Annotated in this window: 7 protein-coding genes and 1 pseudogene; all 8 read left to right on the forward strand. The window is 34.5% G+C overall.

Features of this window, described 5'->3' with window-relative positions; genetic code table 11:
- Positions 1–480, forward strand: a pseudogene (locus ASD98_RS24030) (gliding motility-associated C-terminal domain-containing protein); the annotation flags it as partial.
- A 59-nt stretch (positions 481–539) separates the two neighbouring features.
- Positions 540–2,513 carry a gliding motility-associated C-terminal domain-containing protein gene (locus ASD98_RS11190; protein ID WP_056204418.1) on the forward strand — a complete coding sequence of 658 codons (1,974 nt, stop codon included), beginning with the start codon at positions 540–542 and terminating at the stop codon, positions 2,511–2,513.
- A gap of 50 nt (positions 2,514–2,563) precedes the next feature.
- Positions 2,564–3,475, forward strand: a complete 912-nt coding sequence (locus ASD98_RS11195; RefSeq protein ID WP_056204422.1) for a type IX secretion system membrane protein PorP/SprF — start codon at positions 2,564–2,566, stop codon at positions 3,473–3,475.
- Between the two features lie 9 nt (positions 3,476–3,484).
- A complete protein-coding gene (locus ASD98_RS11200; RefSeq protein WP_056204426.1) occupies positions 3,485–5,488 on the forward strand; it encodes an OmpA family protein in 2,004 nt (667 codons plus the stop codon).
- Between the two features lie 525 nt (positions 5,489–6,013).
- A complete protein-coding gene (locus tag ASD98_RS11205; protein ID WP_053471668.1) occupies positions 6,014–6,439 on the forward strand; it encodes a CBS domain-containing protein in 426 nt (141 codons plus the stop codon).
- A gap of 157 nt (positions 6,440–6,596) precedes the next feature.
- Complete coding sequence (locus tag ASD98_RS11210) at positions 6,597–8,888, forward strand: NADP-dependent malic enzyme (protein WP_056204430.1); 2,292 nt, start codon at positions 6,597–6,599, stop codon at positions 8,886–8,888.
- 82 nt (positions 8,889–8,970) lie between these two features.
- The gene (gene ruvA / locus ASD98_RS11215) at positions 8,971–9,552 is read left to right on the forward strand and encodes a Holliday junction branch migration protein RuvA (RefSeq protein WP_053471666.1); all 582 of its coding nucleotides are present in this window, start codon (positions 8,971–8,973) and stop codon (positions 9,550–9,552) included.
- Positions 9,553–9,576: 24 nt separating this feature from the next.
- Positions 9,577–16,797 carry a cell surface protein SprA gene (sprA, locus tag ASD98_RS11220; RefSeq protein WP_056204432.1) on the forward strand — a complete coding sequence of 2,407 codons (7,221 nt, stop codon included), beginning with the start codon at positions 9,577–9,579 and terminating at the stop codon, positions 16,795–16,797.
- Positions 16,798–16,808: the final 11 nt, after the last annotated feature.

A 16,808-nucleotide genomic window follows, 5' to 3' on the forward strand; every position in this document is an offset into this window, starting at 1 on the left:
TCAAGCAGTTCATCTCAGACCTTACCATTAAATGTATTTAGTAACGATACTAAAAACGGAACAGCATTAGTTCCATCAGATGTAAATCTGACAACCACTACTGCAGACCCGAYAGGATATTTAGTTCTAAATCCAGATGGAAGTTTAACATTAGGTGCTAATGCTCCGGCAGGTACTTATCAGTTAACTTACACGATTTGTGAGAAACTAAACCCATCAAACTGCAGTTCCAACACAGTAAGTGTAACAGTAGGGGCACCGACACCAACACCAATAATTGATGCAGTAACTGAAACTACAGCAGCTATTAACGGAAGTATAGGAGGAAAAACAGCGCCATTAACAGCAAACGATACCTTAAACGGAAACCCAGCTGTGATCGGCAGTTCATCTGGACAGGTAACATTAACAGCAATCAGCGTTCCAACAGGATTAACATTAAATGCAGACGGAACAGTAACGCCGGAATCTACGATGTAGAATACCGTATCTGCGAGATTACTAATCCAACAAACTGTGATGCAGTAATCTCAAAAGTTGTGGTAATTAACGGAGCACTATTACAAGCGATTGATGATCTAGTGGGTTCAGTAGTTGGAGTAAATCATCCTCAAACCATTATTAATGTTTTTGATAATGATACTAACAACGGATTACCAGTTGTCACAAATGATATGAATCTTTCAATTGTAATTCCAGATCCAACAGGATTCTTAACATTGAACCCTGACGGAACAGTTACTTTGGGAGCAAATGCACCAAGAGGAACATATGAGTTGGCTTATCAGATTTGTGAAAAGTTGAACCCAACAAATTGTAGTTCAGCTTCGATTAAAGTAACAGTTGATGAACCAACAATGACAGTAACAGCAAGCAGTTATTGTTCTAATAATGTTCCTTATGTAACATACAATGTTGTAGCAGATAATTTCACACCTACAAATTTGTTAACAATCCAATGGGTTGATAGTGCAAACAATGTAGTGGCGACTCAAACAAACTTGCCATTAAGTGGAAATATTTTATGGCCGGGTGCAGTAATTGATGTCAGCGGAAATGGAGTAGACTGGCCAGGATGGATAAATACAAACGGTCAATGGACAGAAGGAGCGGATGGATTTGAGAAAACAAGACCAGCGGTTACAATGGTATTCTCATTAAACCCAACAGTTAGTGTGTTGGTAAATTATCCAATAGCTACAGGAGATTGTAATGCAAGACCAACTTTTGCTATCCAAGCAAATAATGATTCGGCAGGACCAATTGACATTACTAAAGGAACGGGTTCAGGTATAAATGTATTTAACAATGATACACATAACGAATCAGCAGTTATTCCAGCGAACGTAACTTTAAGTACAGTTACTCCAAATGCTAATTTAACTTTAAATGCAGATGGTACAGTTGATATTAAACCTGGAACACCAACAGGAACTTATCAATTGACTTATCAAATATGCGATGCTTTAAGTTCATCTAATTGCAGTCAGGCAGTTGTAACGGTTGAAGTCTTGAATACAGTTATTCCAGTTACACCAACAAAACCAATTGTAGCTAACAATGACGGAGTAATATCGGTTGATGGAATTAATGGTTCTCTTGAATTCATAAATGTTTTAGATAATGATTTATTAGACGGATTGGCAGTTAATCCTGCAGACGTTACTATTACAAACACATCTGGAGATAACAATTTTGAATTTAATGCAGATGGAACCGTAAATGTAAAACCAAATACACCAGGCAGAACATATCAAATTACATATCAAATTTGTGAAAAAGCAGCAACGACTACAAATTGTGCTACAGCAACATTGACAGTTTTTGTTGAAGTTCCGGGAATTGCAATTGTTAAAACAGCAGTCTTCAATGATGATAATGATAACAAAATTGCAAATGCAGGCGAAACAATTACATACAAATTCGAAGTAACAAACACAGGAAATGTGCCGTTAACAGGAATTACAGTTACAGATCCGCTGCCGGGAGTAATCGTTTCAGGACAGGTTATCAGTTTAGCAGTTGGCGAATCAAACGATACAAACTTTACAGCAGTTTATAAAATAACACAAACTGATATTAATAACGGAAAAGTTACAAATCAGGCAAGTGTTAAAGGAAGCAGTGGAAAAGGAGTAGTAGTTGAAGATATCTCAGATGATACAGGTATCAACGGAGACAAACCTACTGTGATAACATTAAATGGTTGTGAAATTGATGTTAAGAAAGGTTTCTCTCCAAATGGAGATGGTAAAAATGAGCGATTCTACATTCAGGGAATAGAATGCTATCCAGACAATACAGTAGAAATCTACAACCGTTGGGGAGTATTAGTTTTCGAAAAATCTGGATATAACAATGAAGACAGAGTATTTAAAGGATATTCAGAAGGGCGTACAACTATGAAACAATCAGAAGGATTGCCAGTAGGAACCTATTTCTATATTCTAAAATATAAAGACAGCGGTTCAAACCCTCACGAAAAATCAGGTTATTTATATATCAATAAATAAAAATTACAAACGGCTTAGTACAAGCTAAGCCGTTTTTAAAACTCTTATAAATGAAAAAATTAGGCTTAATTTTCATGTTTTTTACAATTGTGTGTTCTGCTCAGCAAGACTCTCAATTCACACAATATATGTATAATACAATCGAAATCAATCCGGCATATGCAGGTTCGCGCGGCGTATTAAGTGCTTTCGGTTTATATCGTACACAATGGGTTGGACTTGACGGAGCGCCGGTAACAAGTACTTTTTCAGTAAATACACCTTTGGATAATAGTAAATTAGGATTAGGAGTTTCGTTGGTAAATGATAAAATTGGACCAACGACTGAAAACACACTATCGGCAGATTTGTCTTATAGTGTTCCAACTTCAGAGTCATTTCAACTTTCATTTGGTATCAAAGCCACAGCCAATCTTTTTAATCTTGATGCAAGTAAATTAAGCTATGAAGATCAAAATGATGAAATGTTTCAGGATTTAAGAAACAAGTTTACGCCAAATATTGGAGCCGGAATTTACTGGCATTCAGATCGTGCTTATTTAGGATTATCAGTTCCAAATTTTATCGAAACAAACAGATACGATGATAACGATGTTGCCATCTTCAAAGAAAAAATAAACTACTATTTCATGGCAGGTTATGTTTTCAATTTAGATCGTTTAGAATATATAAAATTCAAACCGGCATTGTTAACAAAAATGGTTGAAGGAGCACCTTTGCAGGTAGACCTTTCAGGAAATTTTATGTTTAATGACAAATTTGTTGTGGGACTTGCTTACCGTTGGAGCGCTTCTGTAAGTGCGATGGCAGGTTTTCAGGTTACAAAAGGAATGTATATAGGATACGGTTATGATCATGAAACCACACGTTTACAAAAATACAATTCGGGATCACATGAAATTTTCCTTCGTTTTGACTTCTTTAATAATTACAGCAAACTTACTTCACCAAGATTCTTTTAATATTTAAATATGAAGATGAAAAATTTAATTTATTCCTTTTTATTCTTTTGCTATTTCTTCAATGCAAATGCGCAAACTGCCGGTATAAAAAATGCAGATCAAAAATATGATAGTTACGCTTACGCAGATGCTATAAAAGCGTATGAAAGCTTAGTAAAAAAAGGAGTTAAAGAAGAAAGAATATTTCAAAGACTTGGTAATTCCTACTATTTCATAGGAGAATTAGAAGAAGCTTTAAATTACTATCAGGAACTATTTAATTTAAATGAAAATCAGGAAGCGGAGTATTTGTACAAATATGCCCAATGCTTAAAATCAATCGGGAGTTATCGTAAAGCAGATGAAGTTTTAGAAAAATTCAGCCAAAAAGCATCTTCAGATAAAAGAGCGATTTTGTTTTTAAAGAACAGAAGTTATCTGGAAGATATCAAAGCAAATTCAGGACGATTTGATATTGCTGACGCTGGAGTTAATTCAAAAGATTCAGATTACGGAAGTACAATTTTAGACAATAAATTAGTATTTACTTCTGCAAGAGATACAGGTGCGATCATCAAAAAGAATTTTAAATGGACAAATAAAGCCATTTCGACATTATATACTGTTGAATTAAATGCTGACGGAAGCATCGAAAAACCAGTATTATTTCACAAAAAGAATTTAAAAGTAAACTTCAACCAATCGACTCCGGTTTTTACAAAAGACGGACGAACTATGTATTTTACCAGAAACAATTCTGTAAACGGTAAAAGAAGACAAAACGAAAAGAACATTACACTATTAAAACTTTATAAAGCAGTTTTAATTGATAACGAATGGAAAGAAGTTCAGGAACTTCCTTTCAATAGCGACGAATACAGTGTAGCACATCCAGCTTTAAGTGCCGATGAAAAAACATTATATTTTGCATCAGATATGCCGGGAACATTTGGCCTTTCTGATATATTCAAAGTAAGTATAGCGGCCGATGGAACATTTGGCACACCACAAAATTTAGGCCCTGAAATTAATACAGAAGGAAGAGAAACTTTTCCATTTATTTCAGATGAAAACGAACTTTATTTTGCCAGCGACGGAAGACCAGGTTTGGGCGGACTTGATATTTATGTTTCAAGAATAACTAAAGAAGGTACTTTTGATGATGTACTAAATGTTGGAGAACCAGTAAACAGTAAACAAGACGATTTTGCTTTTATAATTGATAGTAAAAACAGAAATGGTTTTTTCTCTTCAAATAGAGTAAATGGCCACGGACTTGATGATATTTACCGTTTTACAGAAAACCGCAGATTAATCTGCGAGCAGCAATTATCAGGAACAGTTACAGATCAGGAAACAAACGAACCACTTTCAAATGTTAATTTGATTCTATTTGATGAAGCTGGTAAAACTGCTGTTGAAACAAAATCAGACGCAAACGGAAATTATGTTTTTGCAGATGTAAGATGCGGAAAAAAATATTTTATCAAAACATCAAAAGAAGATTATTTGTTTAAAGAAGTTTCTATAACGTTAAAAAAAGCTACAGGTTCAGTTTCTCTGCCAATCGCTTTAGAAAAGAAACCAAAACCAATTGTAACGGCAATGCCAATTATAATAAAAGGAAACGCTATCAAACCAGTTAAAGTTAACATTACAATAGGAACCGATTTGGTAAAACTTTTAAACATCCCGATGAACTTTTTCGATTTAGGTAAAGCAACAATTAAAAAAGAATCTGAGCCTAAACTGCAAAAAATTGTCGATATGTTAAAACAATATCCAACCATAAAAATAGATATTCGTTCACATACAGACAGTCGTTCATCATCAGAAAGCAATCAGACTTTATCAGATAAAAGAGCACAGTCTTCTAAAAGCTGGCTCGAGCAAAGAGGAATTGATCCAAGCCGCTTAACAGCAAAAGGATACGGAGAAACACAATTGGTAAATAATTGTGCCGATGGTGTAAAATGTACCGAAAAAGAACATCAGCAAAACAGACGAAGTGAATTTATAATTACAAGTATGTAATTTTAGAATAAAAAAAAAGCCCTTTTCTAATCCAGAAAAGGGCTTTTTATTTTTATGTTGATTACAACATATATGTAGTGTTCATAATTTTTATTTAATCCCTATGGAATATTTCAATGGGATTTTCTTTTTCTACCGATATAACTCCTAACGGAGTATTCCATACAAATCACAACATTTGATTTTACCAATCTTTAATTTTCACGAAACAATCCGTTAGGAATGACTGGTCGGTAAAAAAAAATATCCCACATGCATTTTGTCTCGTAGAGACATTTGTTCGTCGACAAAAATAGGAATATATAATGAAATTCATATTTTATAACCAACACGTCAAAACGTTAAAAAATCTATTTTTATACAAAAAAACTTTGTAAATCTTTTCTTTCTTTGATGTATAATTTCGAAAACTCTAAATTTAATGTATTTTGTTTAAAATGAGCAAGTTGTGTTTTTAAAAAATCGATTTCGTTGCGCATCGTATTTGTTTTTATTTTAACTTTATAAATCTAAAATTTTTCAGATATGACTGTACATCAAATACTTAATGCAAAAGGAAGGAATGTTTATTCCGTACGTTCAACAACTACCGTTTTTGAAGCCTTAAAAGTAATGGGCGATAAAAATATAGGTGCCATTCTGGTTATTGACGGAAACGATTTAAAAGGAATTTTGTCTGAGAGGGATTATGCTCGAAAAATTGTTTTAAAAGACAAATCTTCAAAAGAAACTTTTGTACATGAAATTATGGAAAGCAATGTTTTCTCAGTATTGCTTTCAAATAATATTGAAGACTGCATGGAACTCATGAGTTCAAAAAGAATCAGACATCTTCCTGTTTTAGAAGATGGAACAGTAGTGGGAATTATTTCAATCAGCGATGTTGTTAAGGCAATTATCGAAATTCAAAAAGACACTATTAACCACTTAAACTCTTATATATCACAGTAAATACGCTTATTAAAATACTTTTTTCAATAGTCCGAAACAGCTCGGACTATTTTTTTTGACTTTCCAATTTTTATATTTTAACAAAAGAAAGCACCAAAACGCCCCATTTTAAAAGTAAGACTTATATCTTTGTAAGCTAGAATAAAAGCTAAAAATAATGAACAAAGAGAGTAAAAAAAGAGAGGCGTTACTGTATCACTCAGAGCCAACTCCAGGAAAAATTCAGGTAGTTCCAACAAAAAAATATGCAACCCAAAGAGATTTATCGCTGGCTTATTCGCCAGGTGTTGCAGAGCCATGTTTAGCAATTGCAGAAAACATTGAAGATGTTTACAAATACACAGCAAAAGGAAATTTAGTAGCTGTAATCTCAAATGGTACAGCTGTTTTAGGTCTTGGAGACATAGGCCCTGAAGCAGGGAAACCTGTAATGGAAGGAAAAGGTTTATTATTTAAAATATTCTCTGACATTGACGTTTTTGATATCGAAGTTGGTACAAAAGACGTTGAAGAATTTATTCAGACTGTAAAAAATATTGCTCCAACTTTTGGAGGTATTAATCTTGAAGATATCAAAGCACCGGAATCTTTTGAAATCGAAAGAAGATTAATAGAAGAATTAGATATTCCGGTAATGCATGATGACCAGCACGGAACTGCAATTATTTCTTCTGCAGCATTAATCAATGCACTTGAATTAGCAGGTAAAAAAGCCGAAGATGTAAAAGTAGTAGTTTCTGGAGCAGGATCTGCAGCAATTGCATGTACAGATTTATACGTATTATTAGGTGTAAAAGTGGAGAACGTTTTAATGTATAACAGTAAAGGACTTTTAACAAAAGACAATCCTTCACTTTCAGAATTACAATTAAAATATGCAATCGACGGTCCAAAAATTGAATTAGCAGAAGCTGTAAAAGGAGCTGATGTTTTCATCGGATTATCGTCTGGAGATATTCTTTCGCCAGAAATGTTATTGACCATGAAAGAGAACCCGATTGTTTTTGCAATGGCAAATCCAAATCCAGAAATCGATTATAACTTAGCTGTAGAAACTCGTAAAGACGTTATTATGGCTACAGGCCGTTCAGATTTTCCTAATCAGGTAAATAACGTTTTAGGATTCCCTTACATTTTTAGAGGAGCATTAGACGTACGTGCTACAAAAATTAATGAAGCTATGAAAATGGCCGCTGTGAAAGCATTGGCTATTTTAGCAAAAGAACCAGTTCCAGAACAGGTTAACGTAGCTTACGGAGCAACAAAATTAGGTTTCGGACAAGAATATATTATCCCTAAACCATTTGATCCTAGATTAATTACAATTGTTGCGCCTGCAGTTGCAAAAGCAGCAATGGAATCTGGAGTAGCAAAAAATCCTATTACAGACTGGGCTGCTTATGAAGATAAGCTTCGCGAACGTATGGGTAATGATAATAAAATGGTACGTTTAATTACAAACCGTGCTAAATTAGAGCCTAAACGAGTTGTTTTTGCCGAGGCAGATCAATTAAATGTATTAAAAGCAGCACAAATTGTGCATGAAGACGGAATTGGTATCCCGGTTTTATTAGGAAACAGAGAAACTATTTTAGAATTAAAAGAGGAATTAGGTTTTGATGCTGAATTAGAAATCATTGATCCTAAAACAAACGAAGAAGAAGAAAGACGTAACAGATTTGCAGCTTCATACTGGGAAACAAGAGAACGCAGAGGAGTTTCATTGCTAGATGCTCAAAAGTTCATGCGCGAAAGAAACTATTTTGCAGCCATGATGGTAAACGAAGGTGAGGCAGATGCTTTGGTAACAGGCTACTCAAGAAGTTACCCAAGTGTGGTAAAACCAATGCTTCAATTAATTGAAAAAGCACACGGAGCTTCACTTGTTGCAACAGCAAACATGATGTTAACGTCTCGTGGCCCAATGTTTTTATCAGATACTGCAATAAATATTAATCCATCTTCTGAAGATTTAGTGAACATTGCATTGATGACTGCTAAAACGGCAAAAATGTTCGGAATTGAACCTGTTATTGCAATGGTTTCGTATTCAAACTTTGGTTCATCAACACATCAAAATGCTTCAAAAGTAAGAGATGCTGTGGCGTATTTGCATAAAAATCACCCAGAGATGGTCGTAGATGGTGAAATTCAGGCAGACTTTGCTTTAAATTCAGAAATGCTTCAGGAAAAATTCCCTTTTTCTAAATTAGCAGGAAAGAAAGTAAATACACTGATATTCCCTAACTTAGAGTCAGCAAATATTACTTATAAGTTGATGAAAGAGTTGAATAAATCAGCTTCTATTGGACCAATTATGATGGGATTGAATAAACCGGTTCACATTTTTCAATTAGGAGCAAGCGTTGAAGAAATGGTAAACATGGCAGCAATCGCTGTTATCGACGCTCAGGAAAAAGAAAGTAAAAAAAATAAATTAGTTCAATAGTAGTAGCATTAAATAAGGATCAAATAATATTGTCTTATTTTTATTGCATTTTTATTATATTTGATACTTATTTAATAATACTATGATAGCACATTTGCAGGGGAAATTAGTTGAAAAAAATCCCACAGAAGTTGTAATTGATTGCGGTGGAGTAGGATACCACGTAAATATTTCTTTACATACTTTTTCATTAATCCCTAATGCTGATTTTATAAAATTGTATACGCATCTTCAAATCAAAGAAGATGCGCATACTTTATTCGGATTTGTAGAAAAATCTGAGCGTGAAATATTTAGAATGCTTTTGTCTGTATCGGGAATTGGGGCAAACATTGCACGGACAATGCTTTCTTCGATAGAACCAAGACAAATTATTAATGCAATTGCTTCAGGAGATGTAGGTTTAATACAATCCATAAAAGGAATAGGAAACAAGACTGCACAACGTGTAATACTTGATTTGAAAGAAAAAGTGTTAAAGTTGTACGATTTAGATGAAGTTTCGGTAGTTCAAAACAATACAAATCGAGATGAAGCGTTATCTGCTTTGGAAGTTCTTGGGTTTGTTAGAAAAACTTCTGAAAAGGTAGTAGAAAAGATTGTCAAAGAAGACCCGGAAGCTACTGTAGAAACGATCATTAAAAAGGCTTTAAAAAGCTTATAAAACCAATTTTTTATAACCAATTGTATGCGTAAAATTTGTATTTTTTTACTGGTTTTATTTTGTGGTAATGTTATACGATCACAAGTAAATCCGGCGGTTCAAGATACAACTAAAACTCAGTTTTCTGTAGGGAAACTCGAGATCGATAATCCTCCAAGCATACTTTCGGCTTATAAATATGATCCTATTACAGATCGATATATTTACACCAGTTCGGTTGATGGTTTTTCAATCGATTACCCTATTGTTTTAACTCCCAAAGAATATGAAGATTTAGTTCTAAAAGAATCACGAAGAGATTATTTTAGAAAAAAAGCGGATGCAATCGATGGGAAAAAAACCGGAGCTGAAGCAGCTAAAAAAGATTTACTTCCAAGATACTATATCAATTCAAGTCTTTTTGAAAGCGTTTTTGGAAGTAATACCATTGATGTAAAACCTACAGGTTCTGTCGAAATGGATTTAGGTGTTCGTTACACCAAACAAGACAATCCTTCGTTCTCTCCTCGTAACAGATCAAGTCTTACATTCGACTTTGATCAGCGTATCAGTATGAGTTTAATGGGGAAAGTAGGAACCAGATTAGAGGTAAATGCCAATTACGATACCCAATCGACATTTGCATTTCAAAACTTATTTAAGCTGGCTTACACTCCTTCAGAAGACGATATTATTCAAAAAATAGAAGTGGGTAACGTAAGCATGCCGCTAAATAGTACCTTAATTCGTGGAGCACAAAGTTTATTTGGGGTAAAAGCACAATTGCAATTTGGAAAAACTACCATTACAGGAGTTTTCTCCGAACAAAAATCACAGACAAAAAGTGTAGTTGCAGAAAACGGAGGAACGGTTCAAAACTTTGATTTATATGCTTTAGACTACGATAGCGATCGTCACTTTTTCTTATCTCAATACTTTAGAAATAAGTACGATGCATCATTAAAAAAATATCCATTTATTGACAGCCGTGTTCAAATTACAAGATTAGAAGTTTGGGTAACCAATAAACAAAATCGTGTAAGCACAAATAATAATAACCTTAGAAACATTATTGCGCTTCAGGATTTAGGTGAAGCTCAAATTACAGGAATTCCAGATAATCAAGTTGTAGTTATTAGTTCAACGGCAGGATTTTTCAATAATCCGATAGATTCGCCAACCGATAACAATAACAATAAGTACGATCCGGCAACAATAGGTCAGGCAAGTTCTTTCTTAAATTCTAAAATTAGAGAAATTGTAACCGCAAAATCTGGATTCAACAACACAAATGTCAGCGAAGCAACAGATTATTCTGTTTTAGAAAATGCCAGAAAATTAACCACTGCAGAATATACATTTAATCCACAGTTAGGATACCTTTCTTTGCAGCAGCGTTTAGCAAATGATGAAATTCTGGCCGTTGCCTTCGAATATACAATTGGAGGAAAGGTGTATCAGGTTGGAGAGTTTGGTAGTGATGGTGTTGACGGAACTGTTGTAACAGGAAATAACAATGCTAATCAGGCAATTATTACACAAAGTTTAGTTTTAAAAATGCTGAAAAGTAATTTGACAAACGTTCAAAATCCGGTTTGGAACCTGATGATGAAAAACGTTTATCAAATTCCACAGGCTTATCAAATTAAACAAGACGATTTCAGGTTAAATATCCTTTACACAGACCCTTCGCCAATAAATTATATTACGCCGGTTCAGGGATCCAGTTTCCCTTCAAACCCAACATCGGATATGAAGGTAGATCAAACTCCATTATTAAATGTTTTCAACCTAGACCGTTTAAATTATAATAACGATCCACAAGCTGGCGGTGATGGTTTCTTTGATTATATTCCGGGTGTTACAGTCGATGTTCAAAACGGGCGAATCATATTTACCACAAAAGAACCTTTTGGGGAACTTATATTTGACAAATTGAAAGATGGTGGTCAGAATTATAACGATCCATCAACCTATAATGCAAACCAGCAGAAGTATGTATTTAGAAATATGTACCGAAATACTCAAGCTGGCGCATTGCAGGATAGTGATAAAAACAAATTCTTATTAAGAGGAAAATACAAATCATCTGGAAGTAACGGAATCCCAATTGGAGCATTCAATGTACCGCAAGGTTCTGTTGTCGTTACAGCAGCCGGAAGAGTTTTAGTTGAGGGAATAGATTACAGCGTCGATTATCAATTAGGAAGAGTACAAATTCTGGATCCTTCATTACAGGCATCAAATACACCAATTGAAGTTTCGTTAGAAAATAATTCAATCTTCGGGCAGCAGACTCGAAGATTTATGGGATTAAATGTCGAGCATAAAATTTCGGATAAATTTGTAGTGGGTGGAACTTTCTTAAAAATGACAGAAAGACCATTTACTCAAAAATCAAGTTATGGTCAGGAATCTGTAAACAATACTATTTTTGGATTCAATGGAAACTATTCAACAGAAGTTCCATTCTTAACCAGATTAGCAAACAAGCTTCCAAATGTTGATACAGATGTTCCTTCGAATTTATCTATTCGTGGTGAGATCGCATTTTTAAAACCAGATGCACCAAAAGCCAGTGATTTTGAAGGAGAGGCAACAATATATGTTGACGATTTTGAAGGTTCGCAGTCAACCATAGATATGCGTTCTGCTTATGCATGGAGTTTAGCTTCTGTTCCATTTATCACTAATGATGCCGATGTTACTTTTAATGCTAATTTTAATGATTTACGATACGGTTATAAAAGAGCAAAATTATCTTGGTATACAATTGACCCGGTATTTTATACCTCAAAACCATCCGGAATCTCAAATGATGATTTATCATTAAATACAACAAGAAGAATCTACAGCCGAGAGTTATATCCAAATACAGATATTGCCCAAGGACAGATTCAGGTAATTAATACACTCGATTTAACTTATTATCCATCTGAAAGAGGTCCGTATAATAATAATCCCGATTTTGGAACAACTAATCCGGCAACAAATTTTGGTGGAATTATGCGTGCTTTAAATTCAACTAATTTTGAACAGGGAAATGTCGAGTATATTCAGTTTTGGGTTCTTGATCCATACGTTGGAAATTCAGAAGCACCGACAAATAATACAGGTAAAATTTATTTCAATTTAGGTGAAATCTCTGAAGATGTATTAAAAGACGGAAGAAAACAATATGAAAACGGATTAGGACCAGACCAAATAAAGGTTAATCCGAGGCCGCTTTGGGGAGATGTTCCGGCTTCGCAATCCTTAATTTATGCTTTTGATACGAATCCTGATAACAGAAAAAATCAGGATATTGGTTTAGACGGATTGCCAAGTTCTCAAGAAGCACAAGTCTATACAAATTATGGTGGAGAAGCAGATCCTGCAGCAGATGATTATACTTATTATTTAAATACAGATGGAGGCGTTTTAGAGCGCTATAAAAATTATAACGGTACAGAAGGAAACTCTGCAGTTAGTATAGACGATCCTAATCGTGGTTCTACAACTTTGCCGGATGTTGAAGATATTAACCGTGACAACACAATGAGTACCATCAATGCTTATTATGAATATAGTATTGATATTAAACCCGGAATGCAGATTGGTCAAAATTACATTACAGATATTCGTGAACCAGGTGATGTAGGACCTGTAGAATTGCCAAATGGAGGAACAACAACTGCCAGATGGATTCAGTTTAAAATTCCTGTTTCGCAGCCGCAAAATACAATTGGAAATATTACAGATTTTAGATCTGTTCGTTTCATGCGTATGTTCATGACCGGATTTAGCAGTCAGGCAACGGTACGCTTTGGTGCTTTAGATTTAGTAAGAGGGGAATGGAGAAGATATACAGGGACACTAGATGTTAATCATCCTAAACCAGACGATTCTACTGTAGAATTTGATGTTGCAGCAGTAAACATCCAGGAAAACAGCAATAAATGCCCGGTTAACTATGTAATCCCGCCGGGAGTACAAAGAGAACAATTGTATAATAATAACACCGTTATTAATCAAAACGAACAAGCATTAGCAGTAAGAGTTGCAGGCTCAGGTTTACAATATCAGGATTCGAGAGCAGTTTTCAAAAACGTAAGTGTCGATATGCGTCAGTATAAAAAACTGAAAATGTTTTTACACGCAGAATCTTTACCGCGTGAAAATACACTTGAAAATGATGAAATGGTAGGTTTTATTCGTTTTGGAAATGACTTTACACAAAACTTTTATCAGGTAGAAATTCCGTTAAAAGTAACTCCTTCGGGAGGAGCTTGTAACATAAGTCCAGATCAGGTTTGGATGGAAGAAAATGATATTGATTTAGCGCTCGAATTGCTTACAAAAATGAAAATCAAAGGTATGAGCATTGATATCAATTCTACTAAAAGAGATGTCAATGGAATTTATTATCCAGATAACGATCCAGATGCTGAAGGCGGTGACGGAAGCGACAGATTAACTTTGGGTATTAAAGGAAATCCAAACTTCGGTTTAGTTCGAAATTTAATGGTCGGAGTAAAGAGCAGGGCAGATCATAAAGATATTAAAGGAGAGGTTTGGTTTAACGAACTTCGTATGTCTGATTTAGAAAACAAAGGCGGTATGGCAGCGATATTAAATGTCGACACCAATATGGCTGACCTTGCTACGCTTTCTGCAACGGGTAGAAAAAGTACAATTGGTTTTGGGTCTTTAGAGCAGGGAGCAAATGAGCGTAGTCGTGAAGATATTCAGCAGTATAATATTGTAACCAATTTAAACTTAGGAAAATTACTTCCTAAAAAATGGGGAATTAACCTGCCATTTAATTATGCAATTGGGGAAGAAGTAATCACTCCTGAATACGATCCGTTTAACCAGGATATTAAGTTGGATCAATTAATTAGAGAAACGACAGATCAGGCAGAAAAAGACAATATTAGAACTCGTGCTGTAGATTATACAAAACGAAAAAGCATCAACTTTATCGGAGTAAGAAAAGACAGAGCACAAGAGCAAAAACCTCACGTTTATGATGTCGAAAACTTTACGTTTTCACAATCATACAATCAGGTGGAACGTCATGATTATGAAGTTGAAGATTATGAAGACGAACAATCAAATACGGCTGTAAATTATGCTTATACATTCCAGCCAAAAGAAGTTGTTCCTTTTAAGAGTACCAAATTCATGAAGAAAAGTGATTATTGGAAATTACTAAGTGATTTCAACTTTAATTATCTTCCTTCAAATATATCTTTTAACTCTAATATTTTAAGACAAAGCAATCGTCAGCAGTTTAGAGAAGTTGAGTTAACTGAAAATAGTATTGGACTTGATCCGCTTTACAGAAGAAATTTTGCCTTTAATTATCAATATGGTTTTGGTTTTAATTTAACCAAATCTTTAAAGCTTAATTATAGTGCAACATCAAATAACATTGTTCGAAACTTCTTAAACGATGACAATACTCCAAAAGAAGATTTTAATATCTGGGATGATTATTTTGATATTGGAACGCCAAACCAGCACGCACAGCAATTGGTCTTGAATTATGAAATTCCAATTAACAAAATTCCAATTTTTAGTTTTGTAAAAGCGAGTTACTCTTATACGGCCGATTATAACTGGCAGCGTTCATCAACAGCGTTTTCTGAATATGAGGATCCTAATACCGGTACTATTTATGATTTAGGAAATACAATTCAAAATGCGAACTCAAATACGCTTACAACGACCTTAACTATGGCTACGTTGTATAAGTATTTAGGTTTAGTTCCTGGTGCAAAAAAACAAGCGAAACCTAAACCAACCGCTCCACCAAAACCGGGAGAAAAAATTGTAAACACGGCTAAACCAGTAGTAAGCAGTAGTCCGTTTTATGATGGTTTAATAGGTGTATTAACAAGCCTTAAAAATGTTCAGATTAATTATACCAAAAACAGTGGAACTGTTTTACCGGGTTATACGCCAAGTATTGGTTTCTTAGGAACGTCTAAACCATCTTTAGGATTTATTTTCGGAAGTCAGGATGATGTACGTTACGAAGCAGCTAAAAACGGATGGTTAACAACTTATCAGGATTTCAACCAAAGCTATTCGCAGGTTACTAATAAACTGTTGAAGGTTACGGCTAATATTGATTTACTGCCAGATTTAAAAATTGATTTGTCAATGGACCGCTCTTATTCTGAAAATACTTCAGAACAATATACGGTTGATCCGGCGACACGCGAATATATGCCATTGTCTCCTTATACTTATGGAATGTTCTCTATTTCTACAGTATTAATAAAGACAGCTTTTCAAACGAGCAACGAAAACGAGTCGGCTGCATTTGATGATTTTAGAAATAACCGTTTAATAATTGCAAACCGTTTGGCAGAGCAGCATTACGGTTCAGGAGTTGAGATTCCAAGATATGGAGATGTAAACAATCCAATTCCGGCAGAGACCGCTCCAAATTATGCGATTTATACTGCTAATCAAGGATATCCAATAGGATACACTAAGAGTAATCAGGCCGTGTTATTGCCGTCATTCTTGGCAGCGTATGCAGGAAATGATGCTTCCAGTTCATCAACAGATATATTTAGAAGTTTCCCAATTCCAAACTGGAGTATTAAGTACAACGGGTTAATGCGTTACAAATATTTCAAAGATAAATTCAAGCGTTTTTCATTACAGCATAATTATAGAGCATCATATACAATCAATCAGTTTAGATCAAATTTTGATTATAATGATACGCCAACAGTGCAGGACGTTAATACCAATTTCTTCAATAAAATTATTATGTCGAATATCAATTTGGTAGAACAATTCAGTCCATTAATTAGAATGGATTTTGAATTGAAAAGCTCGCTGAGAGTTCTTTCTGAAATTAAAAAAGACAGAGCATTATCAATGAGTTTTGACAATAATTTATTGACAGAAGTTAAAGGGATTGAATATGTAGTAGGTTTAGGATACCGATTTAAAGACGTTATATTTTCGTCAAGACTTGCTGATAATCCAACAGGAATTATTAAAAGTGACATTAATATAAAAGCTGATTTTTCATTTAGAAACAATCAAACCTTAGTTCGTTACTTAGATTATGATAACAATCAATTAGCAGCCGGGCAAAATATCTGGTCATTAAAATTAACAGCAGATTATTCATTCAGTAAAAACCTTACAGCAATATTCTATTATGATCATTCGTTCTCAAAGGCAGTGATTTCGACATCATTCCCGTTAACGAATATTCGATCAGGTTTCACGCTTCGATATAATTTCGGAAATTAAATTTAGGTTTC

Origin of the sequence: Flavobacterium sp. Root186 (assembly GCF_001428525.1) — a bacterium.
GTDB lineage: Bacteria > Bacteroidota > Bacteroidia > Flavobacteriales > Flavobacteriaceae > Flavobacterium.